The following is a 16,912-nucleotide window of genomic DNA, read 5'->3' as shown; positions in this document are numbered from 1 at the left end:
GCTTTGCTCGCCACAATGCGGCCTAACGCGTAGCTGTTCATCCCACCACTTCGTCAAAGAACCTTCCGGGGAAGTTCACCACTATGACCAATCTTCGTTTCGTGCTGCTTGCCACCACGGCTCTGACCGCGATGCAATTGGCAAACACCGCATCGCATGCGCAAGGCGCTTCGCCGCTCGTGGTCGCGCAGGCCCAGCCTCAAGAGACGGGCCCTGACGGAAAACCGAAGCAGCCGCCAAAGGGACCGCCAGGGGCTGCGCCGCCTGCTGCGCCCGCGCGCCCGGCCGCTCCGCCGCCCGCCGCTGCGCCGCCGCACCCGCCCGCTGCGCCTCCGCCGGCCGCCGCGCCGCCGCGCCCCGCGGCGCCTCCGCCGCCTCCGCCTCCGCCTGCGGCACGTCCGGCTCCGCCGCCCCCGCCACCGCCGCCTGCCGCTCCGAAGCAGCCTTCGCCGCCTCCGGCCGCGGCCCCGCAGCAGCACGCCCCGACACCGCCGCCTCCGGCTCCGCCCGCAGCACGTCCGGCGCCCACGCCACCCGCGCCGCCGCCCGCCGCAGCTCCACAGCACGCGCCGCCGCCTCCGCCTCCTCCCGCGGCACGTCCGACTCCGACACCTCCGCCGCCGCCTCCTGCAGGCCCCGCGGCGCGGCCCACGCCTGCGCCCACGGCGACGCCCGCGGCTCCTCCGCCCGCAGCGCCGACGGCCCGCCCCGGCTCGCCTGCGCCGGCAGCCACTCCCGCTCCGACGCCGACACCCGCACCGACAGCAACACCTGCGCCGACCGCGACGCCGGCTCCGGGCAGCACGCCCGGCGCTCCGCCGGCCGGACGCCCCGGTGCACCGCCGCCCGGCGTACGGCCCGGTTCGCCCCCGGCTGCAGGATCACCGCCAGCTCCAGGCGCTACGCCCGCTCCAACGACCACGCCGGCACCCGGCGGCACCGCGACGCCGCCATCCGGACGTCCGGGTCCTGCACCGACGCCCGCGCCCGGCACGGCGACCCCGGCTCCGACGGCAACGCCGGCCCCCGGCGGCGCTCTGACGCCGCCGCCCGGACGTCCCGGTGCGGGACCGACGCCAGGACCTCAGGGTGGAACGCCGCCCGCCGGCGCGCCTGCTGCCGGAACTCCGGCTGCGACGCCCCAGGCCGGCGGCCTCCCGGCCCGGCCCGCGGCTCCTGCCGGTGCCGCAGCGCCGAGCACAGTCCCGGGCTCGGCGGCCGCAACGCCGCCACCCAACAGGGCGCAATTCGCTCCGCCGACGGTTACGCCTGCCTTCCAGGCCGCGCCGACAGTCGTCGCACCGCTGCCACCTCCGCCGCGTCCGCCGCAGCGTGACCTGACGCCGCTCGCGATCGGTGCGGGCGTCGTGGCCGGCGCCGTGATCGGTGCGACCATCGCCGACCTGCACAACCAGCGACGCGAGTCCATCGAAGGCGGCCGCACCGTCTACACCGAGCCGGATCGCATCATCATCCGCGATCCCGGCGGGCAGGCCTACGTCCGCGGCAACGATCTCTATCGCTTCCGCTATGGCGCCCGCGACATCCGCACCGACACCGTCGGCGGCGATACTCGCACCGTCGTGATCCGTCCCGACGGCAGCGAGATCATCACCGTGGTCGCTCCCGACGGTCGGTTGCTGCGGCGAATTCGCAGGGACCCCGGCGGGCGCGAGCTCATCATCATCGACAACAGCTACCGCGATCCGCAGTCGGTCGGCGGCTTCTATGTCGACGCGCCGCCGCCGGTCGTGAACATTCCCTACGATCGCTACATCGTCGACGCGGAGGAGGCGTCGCCGGACGTGATCTACCAGACCATGGAGGCACCGCCGGTGCAGCGGATCAATCGGCGCTACACGCTCGACGAGATCCGCTACAGCCCGAATATTCGCATGCAGATGCCGAGCATCGACGTCAACACGATCACCTTCGAGACGGGTTCGTGGACGATCCCACCGGATCAGGCGGCGAAGCTGCAAGTGATCGCCGACGGCCTCAACCGTGCGATCCAGGCCAACCCGCGCGTGGTGTTCCTGATCGAGGGACATACCGACGCGGTCGGCAACGAGGTCGACAATCTGTCGCTGTCGGACCGCCGCGCGCAGTCCGCGGCCGAATTGCTGACCCAGCAGTTCGGTGTGCCTGCGGAGAACCTGACGTCGCAGGGCTATGGCGAGCAGTACCTGAAGGAGCAGACGCAGGGGCCGAGCGCGATCAACCGGCGCGTCACCGTCCGCAACATCACGCCGCTGCTCAACGGCGGTCAGGCCTCGCTGCCGCCGCCCCCGCCCGGCACCGCGCCGCCGCGGTAACGGCACACACAAACGCAAAATGGCCGGGAGAAATCCCGGCCATTTTTGTTTTCGTTGTTGCGCGCGACGTTGCGGCACATCGCGCAATCGTAGGGTGGGCAAAGGCGCGCGAGCGCCGTGCCCACCACTATCTCGGACGTGGAAGGATGGTGGGCACGCTTCGCTTTGCCCACCCTACGGCTACGAAAATCTCAGCCCTTGTCGTTCTCCAGCCGGAAGATCTGCGAGCCTTCGCTGCCCGAAAGCAGGCCGGTGTCCGTATAGAGCTTCAGCTTGGTGCGCGTGTCGGCGATGTCGAGGTTGCGCATGGTGAGCTGACCGATGCGATCGGCCGGCGTGAACGCCGCGTCCTCGACCTTCTCCATGCTGAGCCGCTCCGGCGCATAGGTGAGGTTCGGGCTTTCCGTGTTCAAAATCGAATAATCGTTGCCGCGGCGCAGCTCGAGCGTCACCTCGCCGGTGACGGCGCGCGCGACCCAGCGCTGCGCGGTCTCGCGCAGCATCAGGGCCTGCGAATCGAACCAGCGGCCCTGATAGAGCAGGCGGCCGAGACGCATGCCGCTGATGCGGTACTGCTCGATGGTGTCCTCGTTGTGGATGCCGGTGACGAGTCGCTCGTAGGCGATGTGCAACAGCGCCATGCCGGGCGCCTCATAGATGCCGCGGCTTTTGGCCTCGATGATGCGGTTCTCGATCTGGTCGCTCATGCCGAGGCCGTGGCGGCCGCCGATCGCATTGGCTTCGAGGAACAGCGCGACGGGATCGGTGAAGGTCTGGCCGTTCAGCGCGGTGGGCTGGCCTTCCTCGAAACGCACCACGACCTTCTCGGCCTTGACGCTGCAGTCCTCGCGCCAGAACGGCACGCCCATGATCGGGTTGACGATCTTGATGCCGCTGTCGAGGCTCTCGAGATCCTTGGCTTCATGCGTGGCGCCGAGCAGATTGCTGTCGGTCGAATACGCCTTCTCGGCGCTCATCTTGTAGGCGAAGCCCTGGGCGGTCATGAACGCCGACATCTCGGCGCGGCCGCCGAGCTCGTCGATGAACTGCTGGTCGAGCCAGGGCTTGTAGATGCGCAGGCTCGGATTGGTGAGCAGGCCGTAGCGATAGAAGCGCTCGATGTCGTTGCCCTTGAAGGTCGAGCCGTCGCCCCAGATGTTGACGCCGTCCTCCTTCATCGCCGCGACCAGCATCGTGCCGGTGACGGCACGGCCGAGCGGCGTGGTGTTGAAATAGGTGATGCCGCCGGTCGAGATGTGGAAGGCGCCGGACTGGATCGCGGCGATGCCTTCGTGGACGAGCTGCGTGCGGCAATCGACCAGCACGGCCTTCTCGGCACCGAATTCCTGCGCCTTGCGCGGGATCTCGTTGTAGTCGGCTTCATCGGGCTGGCCGAGATTGGCGGTATAGGCGTAGCAGCGCGCGCCCTTCTGCTTCATCCAGAGCAGCGCCGCGCTGGTGTCGAGGCCGCCCGAAAACGCGATGCCGACTTTCTCGCCCTTGGGCAGGCTCTTCAGGATCGTGGTCATGGGGCTTCCAATCGGGTCTCAGGGGGCTGATGGCGGTTGCGGATTGACCGGGCGAATATCAAATTTCGCAGGGCTCGGCACGCATTTAATGGCTCAAACTGACGGCTCGGGGCCGGTCTTGCGGCCGAACAGGCGCTGGCGGAGCCGGTAGGCGGGCATGTTCAGCCGGGTCAGGGCGGCGTCGACCGCCTGGTCCGAAAACCGCGTCCGCGGCCAGCGGTAAATCATCGCGTAGGCGAACCAGATCACGACGAAGGTGACGAGGCCGGCGATCGACACGTCGGTGAAGAAGTGCCCGCCGAAGGCCATGCGGAGCCCGCTGGTCACAAGGCCGAAGACGACCGCGCCGGCATAGGCGAGCGGGCGCCACGCCGGCGGCGCCAGCGCAGCCGGCGCCAGCGTCCAGAACGCAGTCGCGCCCTCGCCCGAGAAGAACGAGCAGTTGCGCACGCAGCCGCCGCGCGGATCCCACCACGGCACGAACTGCTGGTCGCCGGCGAACTGCGTCACCACCACCGGGCGCGGCCGGCCCCAATAGGTCTTGAAGGTGAGGTTGGTGAGGATTCCGGCCGACAGGATGATCGTCACCAGCAGGAACACGATCGCGCGCCCCGACACCATCAGCGGCCGATCGGGCCGGATCATCTTGACCACAAGCGCCACCAGCGAGGGCAGCACGAACGCCCAGGCGATCCACATCGCCGCATCACGCGCAAAGCCCGCCCAGCCGTTCAGCTTGAGCGGAAACGTCTTCGTCTCGGGGTCGAAGAACAGCGACGCGAGCTTGAGATCGAGCTCGGGATAGAGGCCGAAAACGACACCGATCACGAGCCACAGCGCCAGGGCGATGAAAAGTCCAGTCCGGTTCATGCCGCGCGGTTTAGCGGAGTGGGGCGGGGATGAAAACCCTTTCACCGTCATTCCGGGGCGGCTCGCAGAGCTGAACCCGGAATCTCGAGATTCCCCGGTGCGCAATTGCGCACCTGAGGTCTGGTCCTTCGGACCATCCCGGAATGACAGCGCCAGTCACCGCGCATCGGGCCTCGACTGCGACGGCAGCGGCGGAGGCGGCTTGCGCGGGGGTGGCGGATTGCGCCAGGCGCCGGCGTTGCGGCCGGCGATCAGCCAGTAGACCACGCCGGCCACGATGCCGGCGCCGGTCATGATCTCGAGGTGACGCCGCACGATGCCCTCGAACTGCAGCGTGTCGGAGTGGAAGGGAACGAGGCCGAGGTAGCAGGCGAGCCCGACGAGGCCGCCGCCGACGGCATAGGCCAGTGCGCTGCGGATGTAGAGCGCTTCGGTGATCGCGACGATCACCGCTGCCGGCACCAGCGCAAAGCCGGAGACGAAGATGAAACCGAATCCGAGCAGGATGTCGATCGTACCTTCATCGACGGGACCTGCGCCGAGATCGGCGAATTCCGGAAACAGCAGCGCGACGACGACGATCATGCCGCCGACGAAGCAGGCGGCGAGAAAGCCCATGAAGATGACGACGAGGCGGCCGATCAGGGACATCTGATGGCCCTGTTGAGTGTCATCGTCATTCCGGAGCGGTGCGCAGCACCGAATCCGGAATCTCGAGATTCCGGGTTCGCGCTACGCGCGCCCCGGAATGACGGCTCATAAACGCAGATGGTCGGATCAAGCCCAGGCATGACGAGAGTGCACGAGGCACGCATCCTCAATCCGTCATCGCCATGGCGCGCAGCGTCTGGCGTTCGCGGGCCGAGAGCTTTTCGGTTTCCGACTTGAGCTGGCCGCAGGCGGCGAGGATGTCGCGGCCGCGCGGGGTTCGCACCGGCGAGGAATAGCCGGCGTTGAAGATGTATTCGGAGAACTTCTCGATCTGGTCCCAGTCCGAGCATTCATAGGCGGTGCCGGGCCAGGGATTGAACGGAATCAGGTTGATCTTGGCATGAATGCCCTTGAGCAGCTTCACCAGCAGCTTCGCATCGTCGAGCGAATCGTTGACGCCCTTGAGCATCACATATTCGAAGGTGATGCGGCGCGCGTTCGAGGCGCCGGGATAGTCACGGCAGGCCTGCAGCAGCTCCTTGATCGGATATTTGCGGTTGAGAGGCACCAGCTCGTTGCGCAGCTCGTCGCGCACGGCGTGCAGCGAGATCGCGAGCATCACGCCGATCTCCTCGCCCGCGCGCACGATATTCGGCACCACGCCCGAAGTCGACAGCGTGATGCGGCGGCGGGAGATGCCGATGCCTTCGTTGTCGCCGACGATGAGCAGCGCATCGCGCACCGCGTCGAAATTGTAGAGCGGCTCGCCCATGCCCATCATCACGATGTTGGTGACGCGGCGCGTGCCGTCCTCGCGATCGGCCCAATCATTGAGGCGATCGCGTGCGACCATCACCTGTCCCACGATCTCGCCGGCGGTGAGGTTGCGCACCAGGCGCTGCGTGCCGGTGTGGCAGAACGAGCAATTCAGGGTGCAGCCGACCTGCGAGGAGACGCAGAGCGTGCCGCGATCGGTCTCGGGGATGTAGACGCATTCGACTTCATGCGCCTTCTCGACATTGTCGCCGCTCGGCAGCCGCAGCAGCCATTTGCGGGTGCCGTCGTTGGAGATCTGCTCGGCCACGACTTCGGGCCGGTCGACGGTGAAATGTTGCGCGAGCTCGGCGCGAATGCCCTTCGAGATCGACGTCATCTCGTCGAAATTCTGAGCGCCGCGGAAATACATCCAGTGCCACAGCTGCTGCACGCGCATCTTGCGCTGCGCAGGCGCGACGCCGATCTCGCCGAGGCGATCGGCAAGCTCGTTGCGCGACAGGCCGATGAGCGACGGCTTGGCCGGCGGCACATAGGTTTCGAGTGGAGTCTTCTCCACCAGGATTGCGTTGTGCGGCTCGGTCGTCGGTTGCATGGAATGGACCTAATGGCTTGGTCGTTCCGGGATGGTCCGAAGGACCAGACCCGGAACCTCGAGATTCCGGGTTCGCGCTTCGCGCGCCCCGGAATGACGGAAAAACTTGGAACCGCCCCTATATAGCAACCGGAACCGCCGATTGCGACCTTATCGCCCGCAGCCTTAACGCCGGCAGTCCTGGGCGATCTTGTCGAGCGCCTGGGCGAGGCCCTTCAGCGAAAACGTGTCGGTCGTCTCCGTCCCCTTGGCCGAGATGCCCTTGACCACGAGATCGGCGGATTTGCGCATGGCTTCGACCATCCGCTCCTCCTCGGCCGCGTTCTTGATCCAGAGGCCGTCGCCCTGCGTGTACATGGCGAAGGCGGCGCCGCCGACCTCGACAGACGATTCCGATCCCGGCTTCAGCGCGTAGCCGATCATGACAGAGACTTCGTTGTTCACCTTCTCGGCCGGCCGGGTCGAGACGAAGGCATAGGCGGGATCACGCGGCCGATTCGGCGGATTGGTCTTCGACGACGACGGCTTGGCCAGCGCAAAGCAGACCTTCTTGCCGTTGGGCGTGGCCGAATAGGCGCCCCAGGTGCCGAACTGGCCGATCAAGGTGGGCTCCGCGCCGCCCGCAACCGCCGCAGCCGGGCCCGCCGGCTTGCTCTCGGGCTTTGCAGCCGTCTTTGCTGTCGTATTGGCCGCCGGCGCAGCCGCTTTCGGTGCGGCCTCTTTGGGTGCAGACTTGGGCGCCGGTTGCGCCGTCTGAGCCCGCGCGGAATCAGTGATTCCCCACGCCGTCACGCCGGCCGTCAAAGCCAAAAATAGCACCCGCCACATGCTGGAGTGGTTCCCTCAATATTGTGACTGGAAGATGGCCCGGCCGCGCTTTGTCCCCGCGGCAGGGATAACCGGGAAAGTTCAATTTGGGAAGGCAGTTAGCGGGTTGGCAACAGCTAGCCCCGGGATCGCGCGGCACGCTGGTCGGCCCATTGCGCGTCGGTCCAGCCAAGCAGGTCTTCGGCGCCGGAACTGCGCAAATGCGCGCCGCCGTCAATCACCACCATCTCGCCGTTGATATAGCCGGCGCGATCGGAGACCAGGAAGCTGGCGAGATCGGCAAGCTCGCTGTGGTCCCCGGTCCGGCCGAGCGGGTTGCGCGCCGTCCAGCCGTCGTCGCGGCCTTCGGGGCGGAGCTGCCCCGATGCGCCGGCGGTCGGGAACGGACCCGGCGCGATCGCGACGGTACGGATGCCCTTCGGACCCCACTCCACTGCAAGGCTTTTGGTCATCGCCAGCAGCGCCGACTTCGCCATCGCCGACGGCACGGTGAAGGCGCGGCCGGTGATGGTCGAGGTCGAGAGGATCGAGAGCACGACGCCGGCATGCCTGCCGTCGATCCAGCGTTTGCCGGCGGCGAGCGTGCAATACATCGCGCCATGCAGCGTCGGCGCCAGGATCGCATCCGCGGCGCGGAAGGACAGATGCTCGCTCTGGGCAATGAAGGTCGCCGCGGCATTGTTGACGAGAATGTCGAGCGGCGCCTCGCGCCAGATCGCGTCCATCATGCTCTCGACGGCGGCGCCGTCGCGGATATCGCAGGCGATCGTGGTGACCTTGCCGCCGCTCTGCGCGCGCATCTCGGCTGCAGTCGTTTCAAGCCGGTCGAACTTGCGGCCGCAGATCACGAGCTCGGCGCCGAGCGCGAGGAAACCTCGCCCCATCGCGGCGCCGAGGCCCGAGCCGCCACCGGTGACGAGAATGCGCTTGCCCCCGAGCAGACCCGTTTCAAACATCGTTTGAATCCTTCTCTTCCTTCTTGCTCCGCCATTGCGCGCGAAGCGATACAATCCAGACTATTTCCGCGGGACGGTTTCTGGATTGCTTCGCTGCGCTCGCAATGACGCAAGGATAGGCCTGCGCGCTCCCTTAGACAAAGAATCCGGATTGTAGGGCCGCGCTAAATCCGGCAGAAACGGGCCAACTATAATTCCACCTCGAAACGCCCAAGACTTCGCTTCTCAAGAAGGTGTCGCCATGAAAGCCATTCTCTGCACGCAATATTGCCAGCCCGACGATCTCGTGCTCGCCGAGGTGCCGGATCCGGTGGCAGGTCCCGGCGAGGCCGTGATCGCGATCAAGGCGGCGGCGCTGAACTTCTTCGACATCCTGATGATCCAGGGCAAGTACCAGATCAAGCCGCCGTTCCCGTTCTCGCCAGCCGCCGAAGTCGCGGGCGTGATCGAGAGCATCGGCCCTGGCGTGACCGACCTGAAGGTCGGCGATCGCGTGGTCGCCTCCTGCGGCCACAACGGCGCGCGCGAGAAGATCGCGCTGCCGGCGGCGTCGATCGTGAAGATCCCTGACAATCTCGACTATGACCGCGCGGCCGGCATCATCATCATCTACGGCACCGCGCTGCATGCGCTGGAAGATCGCGCCAGCCCCAAGCCCGGCGAGACGCTTGCCGTGCTCGGCGCGGCCGGCGGCACGGGCCTCGCCGCCTGCGAGCTCGGCAAGCTGATGGGCCTGAAGGTGATCGCCTGCGCCTCGTCGGACGAGAAGCTCGAATTCGCGAAAGCCCATGGTGCCGAGCTCACGCTGAACTACGGCAAGGAAGATTTGAAGGAAGGCCTGCGCAAGCTCACCGGCGGCAAGGGCGTCGACATCATCTTCGATCCGGTTGGCGGCGCCTATGCCGAGCAGGCACTGCGCTCGATCGCCTGGGAAGGCCGCTTCCTCGTGATCGGCTTTGCCGCCGGCGACATTCCGAAGATGCCGCTGAACCTCGCGCTACTGAAAGGCTGCGACATCCGCGGCGTGTTCTGGGGCGCCTGGACCCGGCTCAATCCCGCCAAGAACCGCGCCAATCTCGAGAAGCTCGTGAAGTGGACCGCGGAAGGCAAGATCTCATCGCACGTCGATCGCACCTTCCCGCTGGCACAGACCGCGGACGCGCTGAAGGTGCTCGCGGGACGCCAGGCCATGGGCAAGGTGATCTTGCATCCGTGACGGTGCAGGCGACGGCGCGACGCCGTCGCTACGCACACACCTGTCATCGCATGTGAATTTCACGAGGATTGTCCGCGGGCTTGCTCCGCCTCTCCCGCTTGCGGGAAAGGCCGACGCGCCCCGGGCGATGCGAAGCATCGTCCCGAGCGCGGCGGGTGAGGGCTCTCGCCACGCAGGGACGTTCTCCGCAATCCCTGGCAATCCCGACGCGGAGACACCCCACCCCAGCCCTCCCCCGCAAGCGGGAGAGGGAGCCCAGCGCCGATGCCGCCGCACGGTAGCGCCTTCGCAACCACCATCGCCAAAATTGCGGTGCACTCCGCCGCGCCGCCCGAATCAAACCTAAATTTTTCCCGATTCGCCCCAACCGTTGTCGCTTTTTGGGCTGATTCAAATTGCGATTTACCGGTTCCAGTCTGCAGGGCGCTCCTGGACAAAAACAAGAAAACTAAAACCGGCACTGCCCCGCGTTGTGTCAGTATTGGGGGAAGCATCACCATGGAGACGACGGCATTCCGTCCGTCCTGGGGGTCGAGAGCGCTCGACTCCGAACAAGCGGCATCACATACGTCCACCGCATCCTACATTCGTGCGCGCGCTGAACGGACCGATCCTTCATCGCACGATCCTATGCCACTGTTCTTGTCCGATCCGCTCAGCGCGCCGGATCCACGGGAATTCGCGCCATTGGCCGTGCGCACCAGGACCAGAATCGTCCGGCGCATTCTCGCTGCCGTCCTGGCCGCGTCGGTCATCGCGGTCCCGATCGCGCTGTTTTGGTCCGACATCAACCGGCTGCTCACCGTCAACGGCGCGTCGTGGATCGGCGCGGCCGCGAACGAGGCCGCGGCTCCCGCCAATCCGCCCGCCGCACGGCAGGGTCCGGTCGAGGATGCCGCGCGTGTGACCAACACGATGCTGGCGAGCGGAGACGCACAGGATATTGCCGCACCGGCGACGCCGAGCCGCGAGGCGATCGCAACCGCCTATCAGAGCGCGCTACAGGCTCAGGCACCCGCGCCCGTACCGACACAAGTCGCCGCACAGCCCGCGCCACCGCCGCCAGCCAAGAGCCTCGACGCCGACACGTTGGCCGGCTTGATGGCGCGCGCCAAGAGCCTGATGACCATCGGCGACATCGCCGCGGCGCGTCTGCTGCTCGAGCGCGCGGCGAATGCGCAGGATGCGACGGCGGCGTTCCTGCTGGCGCAGACCTACGATCCAGCCGTCCTGGGCACCAAGGACACGCGGAGCATCACCGCCGACGCCGGCGCCGCACGCGACTGGTACCAGCGGGCCGCCAGCCTCGGATCGGCAGAGGCGCGACGGCGGCTCACCCAGCTCTCGAACTAGAACTCTTCAGGGGACATCATGCGTAACGTTTTGGGAATGGCGCTTGCCGCCATCATGACCATCTGTGCCTTCGCAGCGCGCGCCGATCAGACCGAATACGATCCGGCCAAGGTCTCGGACAGTCTGAAGGCCATCTTCCAGTTCGGCTCGACCTCGACCAAGCAGGCGCTCAACGCCAACACCGTCACGCTGATAACAGGCACGATCGGCGGCACCTATGTGCAGTTCGGCGCCGACCTCGCCTCCGTGCTCGACGACGGCAACAAGATCCGCGTGCTGCCGATCGTCGGCCGCGGCTCGGTGCAGAGCGTCGCCGACATCCTGTTCCTGCAAGGCGTCGATCTCGGCGTCGTGCGGGCCGACACGCTCGACTATCTGGAGCGCAAGGGCTTTGCCAAGGACATCAAGAAGCAGTTCACGTATGTCACCAAGCTCTACAATGAAGAGATGCAGGTGATCGCGCCGCGGTCGATCGCAACGCTGAAGGACCTCGAGGGCAAGAAGGTCAGCGTCGACCTGCCCAATGGCGGCACCTTCGTCACCGCGCTCACCGTGTTCGAACGACTCGGGATCAAGGCGAACTTCGTCTATGTCGAGCAGCGCATCGCGATGGAAAAGCTGAAGGCCGGCGAGATCGACGCCGTGATCGTGGTCGGCGGCAAGCCGTACAAATCGGTCTCGACCTTCGGCAATGACGGCCGCTTCCATCTCGCGAAGGTCGACTATGCAAAGCCGCTCCAGAGCGACTATCTGCCGGCGACGCTGACCGCGAAGGACTATCCGAACCTGATCAAGGAGGGCGAGAGCGTGGACACGATCGCCGTGCCTGCGGTGCTCGCGGCCTACAACTGGGCGCCCAACACCGAGCGTTATCGCAAGCTCGCACTGTTCGTGGACGCGTTCTTCACGAAATTCCCCTCGCTCCAGAACCCACCCTTCCATCCCAAGTGGAAGGAGGTCTCGCTCGCCGCGCCCCTGTCAGGCTGGAGCAGGCTGCCGGTGGCGCAGCAATGGCTCGACAAGCACGGCGTCGAGCCGGTGACGCGCCAGCGCTTCGAGGCATTCCTGAAGCAGAGCCCCGCGGCCGCACAGGTGTCCGACGCGGACAAGGAGACCTTGTTCAAGCAATTCCAGGCGTGGGATGCGGAGAAGGCGCGGGCGCAGGCGGAGAAGAAGTAGCTCTCTCGGCGTCGTCCTGGCGAAAGCCAGGACGACACGGAGGATGTGGCGACGAGGCGTTGCCAGCAACTACTCTCCTGCCTCCACCTCGTCCACGCCCCGCTTCAGCGCGGCGCGGGCGGCTTCGCGGTGCTCCGTCGTGATGTGGCTGGCGACCATGCGGATGGCGGTGGCGAGCACGGCGGCGTCGTCGGTGAAGCCGAGGATCGGCATCACGTCGGGGACGAAATCGAACGGCAGGATGAAATAGGCGATCGCCCCCAGCAGCGACGCCTGGACATGGCGCGGCGTCTGCCGGTCGAACGCGCAGTAGTAGGCGGCGAGCAGGTCTTCGGCGAACGGCAGATGCGCGGCGACGCGCTTCAGCTTGCGCCAGAAGCGGCGGCGAACGCTTTCACGATCTTCCGCGAGCCGATCGGCCGGCTCGAAGCCGACGCTGTGTTCGGCAGCCATGCTCCAAAACTCCCCGTTCAGCCCGGAGCGGCGGATCGCCGCATCCCCTGCTGATCACAATCACAAGATGGGGATGCAGCCGGTCGCTGCAAGACGTCAGCCCGGTGTAAGCTTGGCGATGGCGTTCATCGCCCTGGCGAGCTCGATGTCGAGCGCTGTGACGCCGCCGGCGTCATGGGTCGACAGCACCACCTCCACGGTCTTGTAGACATTGCGCCATTCGGGGTGATGATCCATCTTCTCGGCAACCAGCGCTGCACGGGTCATGAAGCCGAAGGCTTCGTTGAAATCCTTGAAGACAAAGGTTTTCCCGATGGCGTCGCGGCCCGAAACCTCGGTCCAGTCAGGGATTCCGCCCAGCGCCTGCTTGCGCGCCTCCGTCGTCAGCCGTTCTGCCATGATCGTCTCCGTGCTTCAGGGGAACTTTACCCTAACACCGTGCTTACGCCCGGGTTCACGCGGGATATGCCCCATCCGCTAACCATGACGGAGATGTAACCCCGCCGGACAAGAAATTTGCTACAATTGCGGGCGTAAATCGCCGGCGAAGATGAAACTGAGCCTCAAGCGCCTGTTCGGGAGATCGATGACCGGGGGATTGGACCTGGCCGAAACGCCCTCTCCGCCTTCGCCGCGATCAGCGGCGCGGAAGACGGCGCTCGTGTCTCTGGCGCTGGTGCTCGCAATCGTCGGCGCGCTTGCCGGCGGCTATTATTTCGCGATGCGGCCGGTGGCGCTGAAGATCGCGGTCGGTCCCCCCAATAGCGACGACATCAAGGTCGTGCAGGCGCTGACGCAGGCCTTCTCGCAAAACAAGAGCTATGTGCGGCTACGTCCGATCCAGACCGACGGCGCCACGGCCAGCGCCGAAGCGCTTGCGGAGGGCAAGGTCGATCTTGCCATCGTACGCGGCGATGTCGACGTGCCGAAGAACGCGCAAGCGGTCGCGACCCTGCGCAAGAACGTCGTGGTGCTGTGGTCCGTCCCCGGCAAGGGCAAGAAGAAGGGTGCCAAGATCACCAAGATCGCGCAGCTCGCCGGCCATCGCGTCGGCGTGGTCGGCCGCACGCAGGCCAACGTCAACCTGCTCAAGGTGATCCTCCAGCAATACGGCGTCGATCCCGCCAAGGTCGAGATCATACAATTCCCGGCCAATGAGGCCGCCGAGGCAATCAAGGCCCAGAAGGCCGATGCCTATCTCGCGGCCGGCCCCGTCAACAGCAAGATCACGTCGGATGCGATCGCCGCCTCCACCAAGGATTTCGGCGCGCCGACTTTCCTCGCGATCGATTCGGCGGATGCGATCGCGCAGAATCATCCGGTCTATGAAGCGGCGGAGATTCCCGCCGGCACCTATGGCGGCTCGCCTGACCGACCGGAGGACGAGGTCAAGACCATCAGCTTCGCGCACCACATCGTGGCGCGCAAAGGCGTGTCCGAAACCACCATCGCGGCGTTCACGCGCCAGCTCTTCGCCGTGCGCCAGCAACTGGTGACGGAATTCCCGCTCGCCGCCAAGATCGAAACGCCCGACACCGACAAGGATGCCGTGATCCCCGTGCATCCCGGTGCCGCGGCCTTCGTCGACGGCGAGGAAAAGACCTTCCTCGACAGATACAGCGATTACATCTGGTGGACCCTGATGGCGCTCTCCGCCATGGGTTCGATCGGCGCGTGGTTTGCGGGCTATCTGAAGAAGGACGAGCGCGACAACAACAGCCATCTGCGCGATCGCCTGCTCGACATGATCGCGGCGGCGCGCAAGAGCGAGACCATGGACGAGCTCGACCAGATGCAGACCGAGGCCGACGAGATCCTGCGTGACACGCTGCGCTGCTACGACCACGGGGCGATCGAGGAAGGTGCGCTCACCGCGTTCAACATCGTGCTCGACCAGTTCCACGCCGCGATTGCCGACCGCAAGGCCGTGCTGTTCAGCATGCCGCAAAACCCGCCGCGCGCCGGCGCGCAATTCCGGGCCGCCGGCAACGCGTAAACGGTTGCGCGCGTAATCGCTGCGTCACATTGTCTCAATATAGCTTCGCTGTCATTCCGGGGCGATGCGTCAGCATCGAACCCGGAATCTCGAGATTCCGGGTCCGGTCCTTCGGACCGTCCCGGAATGACGGCGCAAGATACGCGCAAGACAGCCAACCAGCGAATCCACCATGAACATCAAATTCTCCCGCCGCCGTTTCCTCGCCACCAGCACCGGTGCGCTTGGCGCAATCGCAATGCCCTATCTGTCGCGCGCGGCCGACCGGCCGGCGGTCACCCATGGCGTGCAGTCGGGCGACGTCACCGTCGACGGCGGCGTGGTCTGGGCGCGCGCCGATCGTCCATCGCAGATGCTGGTCGAGGTGGCGACGACGGAGTCCTTCAAGGACGCGCGCGCGCTGCCGCCGATCGCGGCGCTGCCCGAAAGCGACTTCACCGCGAAGATGCTGATCGAAAATCTTCCGGGCGGGCAGGACATCTTCTATCGCGTCCGCTTCCGCGATCTCTCGCACGGCGCGATCGAGGGCGAGCCGGTGGTGGGCCGCTTCCGCACCGCGCCGGCCGACCGCCGCGACGTCAGCTTCGTCTGGGGCGGCGACGTCGCAGGTCAAGGCTGGGGCATCAATCCCGATGACGGCGGCATGTTCACCTTCTCCGCGATGCGCAAGCATCGTCCGGATTTCTTCCTGCACTCGGGCGACACGATCTACGCCGACGGCCCGATCGAATCCGAGGTGAAGCTCGCCGACGGCAAGACCTGGAAGAACGTCACCATTCCCGAGAAGGCCAAGGTCGCCGAGACGCTGGACGAGTACCGCGCCGCGCACAAATACAATCTCACCGACGCGAACCTCCGCGCCTTCAATGCCGAAGTGCCGATCTTCGTGCAATGGGATGACCACGAGGTGACCAACAACTGGTCGCTGTCAAAGGAGCTCCCGGCGACCTACAAGGTGCGCGACATCGCGCTGCTCGCAGCGCGCGCGGGCCGCGCCTTCCACGAGATGTATCCGATGCGCGAGAGCATCAATGAGCCGGGCCGCGTCTATCGGCAGATCTCCTACGGCCCGCATCTCGACGTGTTCGTGCTCGACGAGCGCAGCTATCGCGGCCCCAACGGCGCCAATCTCGAAACCGCATACGGCCCCGCCAGCTATTTCCTCGGCCCGGACCAGATCGCCTGGCTCAAGCGCGGCCTCCTCAACTCGCGTGCGACCTGGAAGGTGATCGCCTCCGACATGCCGCTCAGCCTCGTCGTCTCGGACACGCCGAAGGGCGGATCGGAAGCGATCGCTCAGGGCGACGGCCCGGTGCGTGGCCGCGAGTTCGAGATCGCCGACATCCTGCGCTTCATCAAGACGGCGCCGATCAGCAACACGGTGTGGCTGACCGCGGACGTGCATTACGCCGCCGCGCATTACTACGACCCGAACAAGGCGCAATTCCAGGATTTCGAGCCGTTCTGGGAATTCGTCTCCGGCCCGCTGCACGCAGGCACCTTCGGTCCGAACGCGCTCGACAACACGTTTGGGCCGGAGGTGCGCTTCGTCAAGGCGCCGGGCAAGGACAGCCAGAACCTGCCGCCGTCGGCCGGCATGCAGTTCTTCGGTCACGTCAAGATCGACGGCGCCTCCGGCCAGATGACGGTGACCCTGCGCGACCGCGCCGACGTCGCGCTGTGGTCGACGACGCTGGATCCGAAGCTCGCTTGAGCCGCTTCAGCCAGAGCGGAGCGTCATGAGCCGCGCGACCGTAGCGCGGCCTCGAGCGCATCGCTCGAGCACGGCTTTTGCAAACGCGGCCGGTTGACGAAATCCGAAGCGATCCGTGTCTCGGCGCCATAGCCGGTGACGAAGACGAAGGGAATCTTCAGGGCCGCCAGCCGCTCGGCGACGGCAAAGCTGTTCTCGCGGCTGAGCTCGACGTCGAGCAGCGCGAAGTCGGGCGCGCGCGCCGCGATCGCGGCTAGCGCCTGCGCCACCGAACCCACGGTGCGCACGCTTCTCACGCCAAATCCCAGCAGGCGGTCCTCGAAGTCGATCGCGATGATCGGATCGTCCTCGACGATCAGGACATCGGCGGGGACGTCGGACGAGCCGTCCGGGGAAGCAGGTATCATGATCCTGGCTATTGAGGGCTGCATGTTCTTACCGATCAAGGACAGCCGCATTCCGACGCCTGCGCCCAGCGCATCG

At 66.3% G+C, this 16,912-nt stretch carries 15 protein-coding genes; 6 read left to right on the top strand and 9 right to left on the bottom strand.

The window, feature by feature from the left end; genetic code table 11:
• The first annotated feature begins 83 nt into the window (after nt 1-83).
• Nucleotides 84-2,315, top strand: a complete 2,232-nt coding sequence (locus AAFG50_RS00630; protein ID WP_074076441.1) for an OmpA family protein — start codon at nt 84-86, stop codon at nt 2,313-2,315.
• 191 nt (nt 2,316-2,506) lie between these two features.
• Here AAFG50_RS00630 and argG read toward each other — a convergent pair whose 3' ends face one another.
• The 6 genes from argG to AAFG50_RS00600 form a co-directional block, all read right to left on the bottom strand.
• Entirely contained in the window at nt 2,507-3,844 is a 1,338-nt protein-coding gene (argG, locus tag AAFG50_RS00625) for an argininosuccinate synthase (RefSeq protein ID WP_028174919.1), read from the bottom strand.
• A gap of 93 nt (nt 3,845-3,937) precedes the next feature.
• A complete protein-coding gene (locus tag AAFG50_RS00620) occupies nt 3,938-4,714 on the bottom strand; it encodes a phosphatase PAP2 family protein (RefSeq protein WP_028174920.1) in 777 nt (258 codons plus the stop codon).
• A 156-nt stretch (nt 4,715-4,870) separates the two neighbouring features.
• Nucleotides 4,871-5,365, bottom strand: a complete 495-nt coding sequence (locus AAFG50_RS00615) for a hypothetical protein (protein ID WP_028174921.1) — start codon at nt 5,363-5,365, stop codon at nt 4,871-4,873.
• Between the two features lie 166 nt (nt 5,366-5,531).
• Nucleotides 5,532-6,734 carry a 23S rRNA (adenine(2503)-C(2))-methyltransferase RlmN gene (gene rlmN, locus AAFG50_RS00610; RefSeq protein ID WP_011083356.1) on the bottom strand — a complete coding sequence of 401 codons (1,203 nt, stop codon included), beginning with the start codon at nt 6,732-6,734 and terminating at the stop codon, nt 5,532-5,534.
• Between the two features lie 165 nt (nt 6,735-6,899).
• Complete coding sequence (locus tag AAFG50_RS00605) at nt 6,900-7,562, bottom strand: invasion associated locus B family protein (RefSeq protein WP_011083357.1); 663 nt, start codon at nt 7,560-7,562, stop codon at nt 6,900-6,902.
• 116 nt (nt 7,563-7,678) lie between these two features.
• Nucleotides 7,679-8,518: an SDR family oxidoreductase gene (locus AAFG50_RS00600; RefSeq protein WP_028174922.1), complete on the bottom strand. Its 840-nt coding sequence runs from the start codon at nt 8,516-8,518 to the stop codon at nt 7,679-7,681.
• Between the two features lie 241 nt (nt 8,519-8,759).
• On the opposite strand from AAFG50_RS00600, the gene AAFG50_RS00595 reads away from it, so the two are divergent.
• From AAFG50_RS00595 to AAFG50_RS00585, 3 genes are all read left to right on the top strand, one after another.
• Nucleotides 8,760-9,734, top strand: coding sequence for an NADPH:quinone oxidoreductase family protein (locus AAFG50_RS00595; protein ID WP_028174923.1), 975 nt, complete (start codon nt 8,760-8,762; stop codon nt 9,732-9,734).
• Nucleotides 9,735-10,364: 630 nt separating this feature from the next.
• Nucleotides 10,365-11,087: a hypothetical protein gene (locus AAFG50_RS00590; protein WP_231166609.1), complete on the top strand. Its 723-nt coding sequence runs from the start codon at nt 10,365-10,367 to the stop codon at nt 11,085-11,087.
• 18 nt (nt 11,088-11,105) lie between these two features.
• A complete protein-coding gene (locus tag AAFG50_RS00585; RefSeq protein WP_011083361.1) occupies nt 11,106-12,266 on the top strand; it encodes a TAXI family TRAP transporter solute-binding subunit in 1,161 nt (386 codons plus the stop codon).
• Between the two features lie 69 nt (nt 12,267-12,335).
• On the opposite strand, the gene AAFG50_RS00580 is transcribed toward AAFG50_RS00585, so the two are convergent.
• Entirely contained in the window at nt 12,336-12,719 is a 384-nt protein-coding gene (locus AAFG50_RS00580) for a YkvA family protein (RefSeq protein ID WP_028174925.1), read from the bottom strand.
• 96 nt (nt 12,720-12,815) lie between these two features.
• The gene (locus AAFG50_RS00575) at nt 12,816-13,118 is read right to left on the bottom strand and encodes a 4a-hydroxytetrahydrobiopterin dehydratase (protein ID WP_011083363.1); all 303 of its coding nucleotides are present in this window, start codon (nt 13,116-13,118) and stop codon (nt 12,816-12,818) included.
• A 151-nt stretch (nt 13,119-13,269) separates the two neighbouring features.
• Here AAFG50_RS00575 and AAFG50_RS00570 point away from each other — a divergent pair, with 151 nt between their 5' ends.
• Together AAFG50_RS00570 and AAFG50_RS00565 are read left to right on the top strand one after the other, a co-directional pair.
• Nucleotides 13,270-14,715, top strand: coding sequence for a TAXI family TRAP transporter solute-binding subunit (locus AAFG50_RS00570; protein WP_028174926.1), 1,446 nt, complete (start codon nt 13,270-13,272; stop codon nt 14,713-14,715).
• Nucleotides 14,716-14,887: 172 nt separating this feature from the next.
• The gene (locus AAFG50_RS00565; protein WP_028174927.1) at nt 14,888-16,429 is read left to right on the top strand and encodes an alkaline phosphatase D family protein; all 1,542 of its coding nucleotides are present in this window, start codon (nt 14,888-14,890) and stop codon (nt 16,427-16,429) included.
• Nucleotides 16,430-16,452: 23 nt separating this feature from the next.
• Here the strand turns inward: AAFG50_RS00565 and AAFG50_RS00560 are convergent, their stop codons facing one another.
• Entirely contained in the window at nt 16,453-16,836 is a 384-nt protein-coding gene (locus tag AAFG50_RS00560) for a response regulator (RefSeq protein ID WP_028174928.1), read from the bottom strand.
• Nucleotides 16,837-16,912 lie beyond the last annotated feature (76 nt).

The organism is Bradyrhizobium sp. B039 (assembly GCF_038965675.1).
In the GTDB taxonomy this organism is placed as follows: Bacteria; Pseudomonadota; Alphaproteobacteria; order Rhizobiales; family Xanthobacteraceae; genus Bradyrhizobium; species Bradyrhizobium diazoefficiens.
Note: the sequence above shows the minus strand (reverse complement) of the source record. Positions and strands in the feature narration are given on the sequence as shown.

Bases quoted from the DNA above. Each gene is read 5' to 3' on its own strand.
- AAFG50_RS00585 (WP_011083361.1), top strand. From the start codon at position 11,106: ATGCGTAACGTTTTGGGAATGGCGCTTGCCGCCATCATGACCATCTGT.
- rlmN (WP_011083356.1), bottom strand. From the start codon at position 6,734: ATGCAACCGACGACCGAGCCGCACAACGCAATCCTGGTGGAGAAGACT.
- AAFG50_RS00575 (WP_011083363.1), bottom strand. From the start codon at position 13,118: ATGGCAGAACGGCTGACGACGGAGGCGCGCAAGCAGGCGCTGGGCGGA.
- AAFG50_RS00630 (WP_074076441.1), top strand. From the start codon at position 84: ATGACCAATCTTCGTTTCGTGCTGCTTGCCACCACGGCTCTGACCGCG.
- AAFG50_RS00590 (WP_231166609.1), top strand. From the start codon at position 10,365: ATGCCACTGTTCTTGTCCGATCCGCTCAGCGCGCCGGATCCACGGGAA.
- AAFG50_RS00570 (WP_028174926.1), top strand. From the start codon at position 13,270: ATGAAACTGAGCCTCAAGCGCCTGTTCGGGAGATCGATGACCGGGGGA.
- AAFG50_RS00565 (WP_028174927.1), top strand. From the start codon at position 14,888: ATGAACATCAAATTCTCCCGCCGCCGTTTCCTCGCCACCAGCACCGGT.
- AAFG50_RS00605 (WP_011083357.1), bottom strand. From the start codon at position 7,562: ATGTGGCGGGTGCTATTTTTGGCTTTGACGGCCGGCGTGACGGCGTGG.
- AAFG50_RS00615 (WP_028174921.1), bottom strand. From the start codon at position 5,365: ATGTCCCTGATCGGCCGCCTCGTCGTCATCTTCATGGGCTTTCTCGCC.
- AAFG50_RS00620 (WP_028174920.1), bottom strand. From the start codon at position 4,714: ATGAACCGGACTGGACTTTTCATCGCCCTGGCGCTGTGGCTCGTGATC.
- AAFG50_RS00595 (WP_028174923.1), top strand. From the start codon at position 8,760: ATGAAAGCCATTCTCTGCACGCAATATTGCCAGCCCGACGATCTCGTG.
- AAFG50_RS00600 (WP_028174922.1), bottom strand. From the start codon at position 8,518: ATGTTTGAAACGGGTCTGCTCGGGGGCAAGCGCATTCTCGTCACCGGT.
- argG (WP_028174919.1), bottom strand. From the start codon at position 3,844: ATGACCACGATCCTGAAGAGCCTGCCCAAGGGCGAGAAAGTCGGCATC.
- AAFG50_RS00580 (WP_028174925.1), bottom strand. From the start codon at position 12,719: ATGGCTGCCGAACACAGCGTCGGCTTCGAGCCGGCCGATCGGCTCGCG.
- AAFG50_RS00560 (WP_028174928.1), bottom strand. From the start codon at position 16,836: ATGATACCTGCTTCCCCGGACGGCTCGTCCGACGTCCCCGCCGATGTC.